This is a genomic window from Holospora undulata HU1 (assembly GCF_000388175.3).
In the GTDB taxonomy this organism is placed as follows: domain Bacteria; phylum Pseudomonadota; class Alphaproteobacteria; order Holosporales; family Holosporaceae; genus Holospora; species Holospora undulata_A.
Window position 1 is genome coordinate 1 of record NZ_ARPM03000160.1, and the last position, 10,190, is coordinate 10,190.

The window sequence follows — 10,190 nt, forward strand, 5'->3', positions numbered from 1 at the left end:
AAAATTATATGCTGAGGTCAATATAAAAAATTGGAAATTTATTATTCTGTGTTGTTTTTTAGTAAAGATTTTTCTAAAATTTGTAAGATGCCCTTAACTTAAATAGATGTCATGTTTCACGATTTTATTTTTCATGGGCGGGACGCAATGGCTTTAGTCCAAAATCGTCTTTTGTGGTTTATTCAGGCATCTTTTGTGGGAATGGGGGTTTTGGTACTTAGATTGTGCTGGGTCAGTATTGCGCTTCGTTCTAAAGCCAAAATTGCTTTAGAATACTCTATGGAAAGGCGGGTCTTGCTGGACGCACAAGGAAAAGTTCTTGCACACAGTTTACCAAGTTTTGCGTTGGCAGCCAATCCTAAAAAAATTATGAACGTAAAAGAAGCTGTGCAAGAACTTCACAGTGTATTGCCTTTTATTTCTAAAAAAGAATTGCATCAGCGCTTGACTTCTAAAAAACCTTTTGTTTGGATTTGTCGTCAGCTGTCTCCCAAAATGCGTCTTAAAATTTTAGCTTTAGGAATTGAAGGGCTAGAGTTGTTTAAAACTCAAAAACGCGTCTACCCTTACGAGAATTTATTCAGCCATGTTTTAGGTGCGGTTGATATTGATCAGCAAGGAATTTCTGGTATTGAAAAGGGGTGTAATGATATCATATTAGATCAAAAACATAAAAAAACTGCTATTTATTTGTCTGTAGATACGCGAATGCAGTACGTGCTACGTAAAGAAATTTTAGCTTGCATGAAAGCTTTTCAGGCACGTGGAGGAAACGGAATTTTAGCTAACATTCATACAGGAGAAATTTTGGCTATGGTGTCTCTTCCAGATTTTAATTCCAATTTGAAAAGTAAAGAGCACTGCGAGTACACGCTAAATCGAAATACCAGTGGAGTTTATGAATTTGGATCGATTTTAAAAATTCATAATTTAGCGTTATTTTTAGAGGAAAAAAGGGGAACGTTAGAAAGTATTTTTGATGCAACGCATCCCTTGGCAATTGGAAGATTTTTAGTAAAAGATTTTAAAGGCAAGTGTCGCCCAATGACTGTTAAGGAAGGGTTTTTGTATTCTTCTAACATCGTCAATGGAAAAATGGCTATAGAATCAGGGGAAGAAGCGCAAAAATTATTCTTTTCTAAACTTTCTTTTTTTCACCCGATCAAACTAGAACTTTCGGAATATGCACTGCCGATTATCCCAAAAAATTGGTCTAAGGCGCGATCTATAACTGCAGGATACGGATACGGTTTTTCCATCACGCCTTTACATATCGTTCAAAGCCTTCAAATATTGTTAAATCAGGGAATGCGTGTTCCTTTAACGCTTTTAAAACGTCACAATAAAGCGATTGCTTTACCTTCTGTTTTAAAATCTCCTGAAATTTCTAAAACTCTTTGGCAAATAATGGAGATGGCAGTAAATACAGGGCAGGCACAAAAAGTTAAAACAAGTTATTGTAGAGTAGGTGCTAAAACTGGAACAGCTAACATCTTAGTTAATGGAAGGTACAAAGAGCACCAAAACTTAACATCCTGTGTGGCAGTGTTTCCGGTGCCTTCACCGTGTTACGTGTTGTTAATTACTATTGACCGTCCAAAAGGAAATGCCTCAACGCATTATTATCATACTGCAGGGTGGATCGCTGCTCCTGTCGTGCGAAGCATTATCGAAAAAATTTCTGGATTTTTAGGAATCATCGATAATACTGGCGAAAAAGAAAAAAAGTAAAAATAATTTTTTAATTATTGAAAAAAATTGTTTTTAATTTGATTGCTCAAATGCTTTGAAGAATTAACAACATTTATAAATTGACTTTGGTTTTAAATTTTGGTATCTAAGCACAAAGGGGTGTAAGGGCTGTGTCGTGCTTAACTGTACAAAAAATATTATTTTTTTTAGTTTTAAGTTAGGACTTTTTTTGGAAGTTTTGGAAATAAAAACTGCTTTTTCTAACAGTGAAATTAAAAAAAATTTTAAAAGTGGTGCGCTTTTGTCTCAAAAGATTTATTCTAATGAAGAAAAAAAGTGTCTAGAATCGTATATACGTGATTTGGAAAAGGAATTGTCATTAATTAGGCAAAGTCTTTACCAAGAAACATCTCTTGCTTTGAGAAAAAAAATAAAACAACGTATTCGTATCTTAAAAATTAAATTAAAACAGGCGAAAAAAAAGTTACTTTCCAGAAAAGGAGGAATTATTTTTTCTGAGCCTGAAAAATATTTTGATTTTAGAATAGAAAATTTTAGTAAAGAGGAAAATTTTAGTGAAAAAGAATCAAGACAGTACATTCAGTACTTAGAAAAATTAGAAAAAACAAATAGATTAATAGATTTTTCAAACCAAAAAATAAAGGAAATAAAAAATAAAATAAATGTCATTAACGCAGAAATAAATTTTCCAGAAACAAACGTTACTGAAACAAATCTAGAAAAACTCCAAGAACAAGTCAGACACTTAAATAAAGAACTAGAAGAAGAAAATCGTTTACTAAAAACTTACGACCGAAGAAATCTATTTCAGGAAGATTACTAGGTATTCTCTCTTCTTTTTCTCTAATTTCAGTAAAAAAAATTTAAAATCCTTTTACCCCTCAGCCCAAGGCAAAAAGTTAATTTCTGGCATCCTGCGCAAACTGACCCTTTTTGCAAGAATAAAACGAATTTTAGCACTTTTTTGGCGAATCATGTTGAATGCTTCTGGAGAACTTGTACTTAAAAATACATCTGCCTTTCGTAAATCTTTAGAAGAGTGGACCTCCATCACAGTAACTCTTAAGTCTTCTTTACTATGCTCAGAACACAAAATATGATACAAAACTTGAGCGATCTCCTGATGAATCAAATGTTCTAACTTTTTTCTACGCTGATCTTTTTGGTCAACAAACATGCTATTCCTTATAAACCCTTTCAAGACAATGGAACTTCGTAAGTATTTTTACTATGCGTTCTGCTGGGATGAGATTCTTTTAAACAAAAACTCAGTATGAATGCTATCACAAAAAATACATAAATAGCAAGGCACCCCATTTGATAATTGTACAATGTGTACAACGGATGATTTTCCTGATATTGTCCGTCCCAAGATAATTGAATACAGTATCCTACGATAGGATTATGAAGGGCACCACTTAACATTAAGATTGCGTTAATCATACCAACAGAAAGTCCTGCAAGACGACTTGGGCCACTTTCAGATCCGGTAACAAAAACAAGAATTTGCCCTCCTGAAAAAAATCCAAAAGCAAAAAGGTAAAAAGCAGCAATCCAAAAAGAAACACAAGGTCCAAAAAATATCAAACTGCTTAATCCTAAAACACACGTTGCGGATAATTTTAGAAAAAATACTCGTTTTTTAAAAAAATCAGATAAAAAAGAAAGCAAAGGAGCTCCGCAACTAGAACCAACAGCCACTAATGCAGAAAGTTTGCTAGCTTGTTTAACAGGAATTCCCAACCACCGTTCTATAAACCCAATGGAAAATGTGTCACTAAAAACAGAAAGAGTAAGGTACAAAGCATATCCATAAGCTCCTAAAATCCATATAGATCTTCTTTTTGCAACACAAAGAAATTCTGCGCGAATTTTTTTCCAATTCCATTGAGATATGGCAGGAACAAAAACATCTTTTGGACCGTTTTTTCCTATCCCCCATACTAAAGCCGCTAAAATTAATCCTATACAGCTAAGAAACAGGATAATTTTTTTCCAAACGTAAGTTTCATTGTGCGATGAGCTATTCATCCACTGTACCATTAAGGGAAGGCCAAAATTTGCACACGCTCCTCCAATTTTTCCGATCGCTGACAATAACCCTACAATGAACGCCAAATAGGTTGGCTTAAACCACAAGGTATTCATTCGAATACTTCCCACAAACGATACTGCTGCTCCTGCTCCGATAAGGCTGCGAGCAATAATAGCCATAGAAAAATTTTGAGAAAACCCAAACAAAAACGCCCCTGTAATACAGGTAAGCATCCCAACACGCAAAACTTTTTTAGGGCCAAATAAATCAAGGAACATCCCTATAGGAATTTGTAAAGAAGCGTAAGTCCAATAATAAACAGAAGAAAAAATTCCCAAGGTTTGTGCATCAATACGAAACTCTTCCATCAGTTGAGGTGCTAATGCATTAGGAGAGCTGCGTAAAAAAAATTGAAACCCATAAAACAAACTGGTAAACAACCAAACCCAAAGTGCATAAAGATGAAATTTATGATGGTGATTTTTTTGCATTTTTATGCCCTCCTTAAACAACAGCTTAGACCATTATAAGAAAAAATCTCAAAAGATCAAAATCCCTTATATTCTAATCACATTGGTTTGCCTTAAAAATAAAGAATGATTGTAAAAAAAAGTACTAAAATATTGTGTATGTTTGTAGTAGATTTTTTCTAAAAAAATCTTTACAATGGGTGTTAGATTTTCATTTAATATATTAAATCATTGAAATCAGAGTTGCATATTGCCATCATTATGGATGGTAACGGTCGTTGGGCGGAAGCTCAAGGGTTAGACCGGTCTGTTGGGCATGTAAAAGGTGCAGAAACTTTACGAAATGTTATAATAGCTGCACTAGAAAATTCAGTGCGATATTTGACGGTTTATGGGTTTTCTACAGAAAATTGGAAACGACCTTTGCAAGAGGTAGGGACTATTTTTAGTATTTTTCAAGATTACTTAAAAAATGAAACCACTAGGCTTCATGAAGAAGGGGTGTGCCTTCGTATTTTAGGAGACAAAACACGCTTTAGCAGCTCGTTGCAGGATTTGATTCAATGGGCTCAAGATCTGACGGTAGATAATGATCGTCTTGGGCTTCAGGTTGCTATGAATTACGGGTCTCGTTTAGAAATCGTTAGTGCTGTTAAGGTGTTAGCAGAAAAATGTACAAAACAAGAAATGGGGGTAGACGACATTACTTGTGAGGCTTTTTCAAGAGTTTTAGAAACTGCTCCTTGGCCTGATCCAGACCTTTTGATTCGTACCGGGGGAGAAGTTCGTTTGAGTAACTATTTGTTATGGCAGCTAAGCTATTCTGAACTTCTGTTTTTAGATACGTATTGGCCAGATTTTACAAAAGAACATTTGGCTCAAGCAATTTCCACTTACCAACAACGCCATCGACGGTATGGCAATTTATTATGAGGCACTAGATCGTTGTCTTCCCAAGAATCTTTATCCCATTATCGTGTTTTAGCGCGCAAGTATCGTCCAAACTTTTTTAAAGAGGTGGTTGGGCAATACCCTTTTGTAGAAATGATTCAAAACGCGTTAAGTCAACCCAAGATTCCAGGAGGGATTTTGTTAACTGGAACGCGCGGTATAGGAAAAACAACCCTGGCAAGGTTAATTGCAAAAACTTTAACATGTCATAAACTTGATAATCAGCGAAGCATTTCTCCCTTAGAGCCGTGCGGTCTGTGCGCTTCTTGCCAAAGTTGTTCTTTGGATACACATCTTGATATTCAAGAAATTGACGCTGCTAGTCACACAGGGGTGGATGATATTCGTGGCTTATTGGAAAGCTGCCATTACCGCTCTTTAAGTGGAGCTTCTTATAGAGTGTATATTATTGATGAAGTACATATGCTTTCTAAAAGTGCTTTTAATGCGCTTCTTAAAACCTTGGAAGAACCTCCGCTTCATGTAAGTTTTATTTTTGCTACTACAGAAGCTCATAAAATTCCAAAAACTATTATTTCTCGATGTCAGCAGTTTTATTTAAGACGACTAGAAGACCAAGAGCTAAAGTCGTATCTAAAAACTATTTGCTTAAAAGAGAACATTTCTTGTCAAGATGCTGTGTATGATTTATTGGTTCAACATGCAGAAGGAAGCATTCGAGATGCGTTTTCTTTACTAGAGCGAGCAATTCTTTTAGCTGGAAAAGAGTTAAAAGAATCGGTAATAAGAAAAATGTTGGGGCTTCCTCAATACGCTCAAGTCCATGAAACATTACGTCTTTTAGGAAAACAAGATATCTCTGCTTTATTGGTCCATGTGCAGCAGCTTTATTATGAAGGGGTGGACCCAAGACGGTTGTTAGAACAAATTGCCCAAGGGTTGTACCGTATTGTTTTAGAACAGTTTTCTGCAAGAAATCGATCTCAGGAAGATTGGGCATCGCTGACTTCTTATTTTGGAATTTCGGATATTACGGCGTTATGGCAGTGTATTGTCCAAGGGTTTGAAGAATTAGAAAAAAGTATGTTTCCCTTTATTTCATTAGAGATGCTTTTGATTCGTATGGCCCACATGAAAAGCTTACCAAATTTGGAGCACATTTTAGATGTATGGAGTGGCCATGCGCTTAGCCAAGCACAGATATCTGATTCCAACGTTCAATCCGATAGTTCTGATAAAAAATCCGATAGAAAAAAAACGATGGCCAGTCAAGAAGATTTTCGTGACTTTCTTCATTTTCTAAGTCAGCAACGAGAAGATTTGTTAGGAGCGCAACTGATGAAGAATACAAATTTTTTCAAAGGGAATGAGAATGAAATTTATTTGTATTGGCTACATGAAAAATCTCCAGAAGCTCAGTGGATTACACGTGTAGCAGAAGCAGTTTCTCGTTGGGCTGGTAAAAAGATATCTGTTTATGTTCAAGCCCCAGAAGATTCGACAGTAAGTTGGGAAAGTCAAGAACTACGTCAAAAAACTCAACAAACAGAACAACTTCTAAAGCATCCATTGGTACAAAAAATGCAAAGTGTCTTTCCCGGGCTAAAATTAGACGAATAAGTAAGTTCCGTGCGTGTACAGTAGTAGACGCTAAAAAAATATAACTGGTGTGTTTTGTGGTCCACCTTTAGAAAATTTAGAAAAAAATAAAGATAGACCTTAGCTTAGGGGAGAGCTATAAAAAACGAAGATTTGAGCAATCTTCACTTTCGTCCTAAACAAAAGTCCAATTTTTATTCTTAAATTTTTTTTTATAGAAGTAAATAATTATTGCTTTTTAAATTATTATTCCTCTTCGGAATATTTGGAATATTTGGAATCTTTGGAATCTTCGGTTTCGGTACTTTCTGCATTTTGTTCGTCAATAGAGCTCATACTTTTTTCTATATTTGTCCAAAATATATTGAGAGACCTATTAAGTGCATTGATGTATCGAGAAACCTTATTATCTTTGTTTCCTTCGTTTTTAGTGTGTTCTGCACACTCTTGAGCGATTTTAGTTTTTTCTATCTCAGAAAGGATAGGTCGTTTTTGAAAATCCATTGCTTGTTCTATAGCAGAAATAACTTTTTTCTTCAGAGCTGTTAGATCTTTAACGTTTAAATAATCAAGGTTTTGTTGAGGTATTTTTTTCGCATTTTCATAAAGATCTTTTAATATGTTTTTCAGTATTGTTATATTATCTGATCTATACTGCATTCTTTCCTTTAAGGCAACAGAATCTTTTTTATTCTCGATAAAATTTTCAAAATTTATCAACGGAAGATTTCTTTTTTCATCAAACGTTTTCTCTAGAACTTCTTTTATTTCAATTAGTTCGGGGGATTTGGCTCGATCTGCAGAACATACATAAGCGCTTAACAGGCATAAAATTAAATAAAATTTTTTCATTATAAAATTGATGTTAGTAAATTACTTTGTTATTGTAAAATAAAAAAATTAATTTATTATAAATATTTTTACACTTCATTAGATTGTGATACTACATTATGTTTTTATGCATTAAATACAAGTATTTCGTTCATATTAATTTTTTTTATACATGAATTTAATTGAATTGAAAAAAGTAATATCCTTTATTATTTAATTTTCCTCTACACTGTACTGTTTTAGTACAGTGTTCAGCACAAAATTTATCACATATTCAAAATTTTTCGGTGGTTTAGTTTAGGTAAAGAAGTATGATAGAATCTGTCAATTGGCTTAGAAAAGAGGTGGGGTATGCAATTTATTAATTTAAAAGCTCAATTAGAGCGGTTGCGTTCTGATATTGATAGCGCGATTAAGCGTGTTTTAGATCACGGAATTTTCATCATGGGACCTGAAGTTTATGAACTGGAAAAACAACTAGAAAATTTTTGTGATGTTAAGCATGCCATTACGTGTTCTAACGGAACTGACGCATTAAACCTAGGATTGATGGCATATCAGGTAGGACCAGGAGATGCTGTTTTCGTTCCATCTTTTACCTTTGCTGCTACTGCTGAAGTCGTCGCGTGGAGGGGGGCGGTTCCGGTATTTATTGATGTTCTAGAATCCAGCTATAATATGGATCCGCAAAGCCTCGAGCAAGGAATCTCTCACGCTAAACGCTTAGGATTAACGCCAAAAGGAATTATTCCTGTAGACTTATTTGGTCACCCGGCAGATTATGATGAAATTCAAGCAATAGCAACGGCACATCGTTTATGGATTATTGCAGATGCTGCACAAAGTTTTGGCGCAACATACAAAACAAAAAAAGTAGGAACTATTGGTGATATTGCCACAACCAGTTTTTTTCCTGCAAAACCATTAGGATGCTACGGAGACGGTGGAGCAGTTTTCACCAACGACGACGATCTTGCTTCCATTATTAGGTCGTTGCGTGTACACGGACAAGGAAAAGAAAAATACGACAACGTACGTATCGGAGTAAATTGCCGTTTAGATACTATTCAAGCAGCAATTTTGATAGAAAAAATGAAAGTTTTTCCTGATGAGCTAATGACGCGTCAAAAGATTGCAGACGCTTACCAGCAAGGGATGCAGGATATTTTACACGTTCCTGTTTACCATAGAGAAGCTACATCTTCTTGGGCTCAGTACACAGTGCGTTTACCTGATGAAGTTTGTCGCAGTACGCTTATGAAAAGGCTGAAAGATGTAGAAATCCCTAGCGTGATATATTACGAAAAACCTTTGCATCTTCAAAGTGCCTATAAAAATTATCCTACAGCAACGGGGGAGAGTTTACCTCAATGCGAAGCGCTATCTAAAAATGTATTAAGTCTGCCTATGAGTGGGTATATGGATGAAGCAGATCGCGTTATTCAAGCGATAAAAAAATGTGTTTGCTGAAGGGGGGATGAAAAGAAGCACCTAGAAAATAGTGTTGGGCCAAACAAACATTCAGATGTTCTTGAATGTTTCTGAATCTTTGCGTATCTTAGCAACATGGGAACTTACTTTGGACGGTTAATCCCCACCTTTTCATAAAATTTACATAAAATCATATTTACGCATATGGTCTAAAGAAGAAACAAATATTATTTTAGCGTCTTTTAGATGGATTTTATGCGTAAATATAGTCTTTACTTGTATCTAAAAACTCCTTCAATACACCAGAATCTAATTCAAACTAATACTATATACTCATGCTAAATGAAATTGTTTAAAAGTTTAATTTATATGTGTTAATAATTTTTCTTATGCAAAGATTTCTGACAGAAGAAGATCGTGTTGCGTTAAGAACGCAGCATCCGCAAGAAAAGACCGACGCGTAGCAAATAGGATTAAGGCAGTTTTGTTGTCCGACAAAGGGTGGAGCTATCGTCAAATTGCTAAAGCTCTTTTGATTGACGATCAGTCGAGGAGTATAAGAAAGATCAAAAGTTAATGGTGTAAAGCAAGGGCTCTGTGAGCAAGCGGAATATTTCACAAACAGCAGAACTTATCGCACATTTGGAAAGCCATAGCGTATATGAAAGCAAGCGATATTTGCGGCTTATGTTCTTGAACCCTATGGCTGCCAAGACAAGACGTTGCACGCCCATAATTTTTCATTTAAAAAGCCAAAAAGACTGCCCGCAAAGGCAGCCAAGCAGGAAGCCTTTTATTCAATAGTGATGACACACCGCCGGAGAATGAACCTGATGGGAGCCCTTGGATTTGACGGGTGGTATCCTTAGAAACCTTGTGGAGGTTTTTTGATCAGCTTAAAGACGCTTATCCAAAGACGCCTAGCATTCCCCTGATCTTGGATCAAGCCCTACAAGCAAAGACTGCCAAAAAGCATTAGTCCAACATTTTCAGTTTGATTTGGTATATACAAGACTTGAATACGCTATATATTTTATGGATTCTTGATACTGACTTCGCTTTTATTTGCTTGCTTCTACGTACGAAAAGTCTTTTTTAAGCTATAGCTCCATACTCCCCCTCACTTTTTTTCAGGTAGTTTAAAAGATCGCTGAAATCAAAGAATAAGAGTTTATCTTTGATCCACCTGAGCCCCCTTG

At 35.4% G+C, this 10,190-nt stretch carries 9 protein-coding genes; 6 read left to right on the plus strand and 3 right to left on the minus strand.

All coding sequences use genetic code 11. The annotated features are described in order from the left end of the window. Positions 1 to 147: 147 nt before the first annotated feature. Positions 148 to 1,731 carry a peptidoglycan D,D-transpeptidase FtsI family protein gene (locus K737_RS04730; protein ID WP_161630438.1) on the plus strand — a complete coding sequence of 528 codons (1,584 nt, stop codon included), beginning with the start codon at positions 148 to 150 and terminating at the stop codon, positions 1,729 to 1,731. Between the two features lie 136 nt (positions 1,732 to 1,867). Further along, positions 1,868 to 2,536, plus strand: coding sequence for a hypothetical protein (locus K737_RS04735; RefSeq protein WP_006289963.1), 669 nt, complete (start codon positions 1,868 to 1,870; stop codon positions 2,534 to 2,536). Positions 2,537 to 2,587: 51 nt separating this feature from the next. Here K737_RS04735 and K737_RS04740 read toward each other — a convergent pair whose 3' ends face one another. Further along, the gene (locus K737_RS04740; RefSeq protein WP_024161471.1) at positions 2,588 to 2,890 is read right to left on the minus strand and encodes a ribosome-binding factor A; all 303 of its coding nucleotides are present in this window, start codon (positions 2,888 to 2,890) and stop codon (positions 2,588 to 2,590) included. A gap of 20 nt (positions 2,891 to 2,910) precedes the next feature. Next, positions 2,911 to 4,239 carry an MFS transporter gene (locus K737_RS04745; RefSeq protein WP_006289965.1) on the minus strand — a complete coding sequence of 443 codons (1,329 nt, stop codon included), beginning with the start codon at positions 4,237 to 4,239 and terminating at the stop codon, positions 2,911 to 2,913. A 210-nt stretch (positions 4,240 to 4,449) separates the two neighbouring features. Here K737_RS04745 and uppS point away from each other — a divergent pair, with 210 nt between their 5' ends. Beyond that, a complete protein-coding gene (uppS, locus tag K737_RS04750) occupies positions 4,450 to 5,151 on the plus strand; it encodes a polyprenyl diphosphate synthase (protein ID WP_023491528.1) in 702 nt (233 codons plus the stop codon). Between the two features lie 12 nt (positions 5,152 to 5,163). After that, positions 5,164 to 6,750: a DNA polymerase III subunit gamma/tau gene (gene dnaX / locus K737_RS04755; RefSeq protein ID WP_006289967.1), complete on the plus strand. Its 1,587-nt coding sequence runs from the start codon at positions 5,164 to 5,166 to the stop codon at positions 6,748 to 6,750. A 225-nt stretch (positions 6,751 to 6,975) separates the two neighbouring features. Here the strand turns inward: dnaX and K737_RS04760 are convergent, their stop codons facing one another. Beyond that, on the minus strand, positions 6,976 to 7,581 hold the full coding sequence (locus K737_RS04760) for a hypothetical protein (protein WP_006289968.1): 606 nt from the start codon (positions 7,579 to 7,581) through the stop codon (positions 6,976 to 6,978). A 330-nt stretch (positions 7,582 to 7,911) separates the two neighbouring features. On the opposite strand from K737_RS04760, the gene K737_RS04765 reads away from it, so the two are divergent. Further along, positions 7,912 to 9,030 (plus strand): DegT/DnrJ/EryC1/StrS family aminotransferase, encoded by a 1,119-nt coding sequence (locus tag K737_RS04765; protein WP_006289969.1) that lies wholly within the window; start codon positions 7,912 to 7,914, stop codon positions 9,028 to 9,030. Between the two features lie 817 nt (positions 9,031 to 9,847). Continuing rightward, positions 9,848 to 9,970, plus strand: coding sequence for a hypothetical protein (locus K737_RS11480; protein ID WP_023491531.1), 123 nt, complete (start codon positions 9,848 to 9,850; stop codon positions 9,968 to 9,970). Positions 9,971 to 10,190 lie beyond the last annotated feature (220 nt).

Excerpts from the sequence above, each read along its gene's own strand:
- K737_RS04730 (WP_161630438.1), top strand. The coding sequence starts at position 148 with ATGGCTTTAGTCCAAAATCGTCTTTTGTGGTTTATTCAGGCATCTTTT.
- K737_RS04740 (WP_024161471.1), bottom strand. The coding sequence starts at position 2,890 with ATGTTTGTTGACCAAAAAGATCAGCGTAGAAAAAAGTTAGAACATTTG.
- K737_RS04745 (WP_006289965.1), bottom strand. The coding sequence starts at position 4,239 with ATGCAAAAAAATCACCATCATAAATTTCATCTTTATGCACTTTGGGTT.
- K737_RS04760 (WP_006289968.1), bottom strand. The coding sequence starts at position 7,581 with ATGAAAAAATTTTATTTAATTTTATGCCTGTTAAGCGCTTATGTATGT.
- K737_RS04765 (WP_006289969.1), top strand. The coding sequence starts at position 7,912 with ATGCAATTTATTAATTTAAAAGCTCAATTAGAGCGGTTGCGTTCTGAT.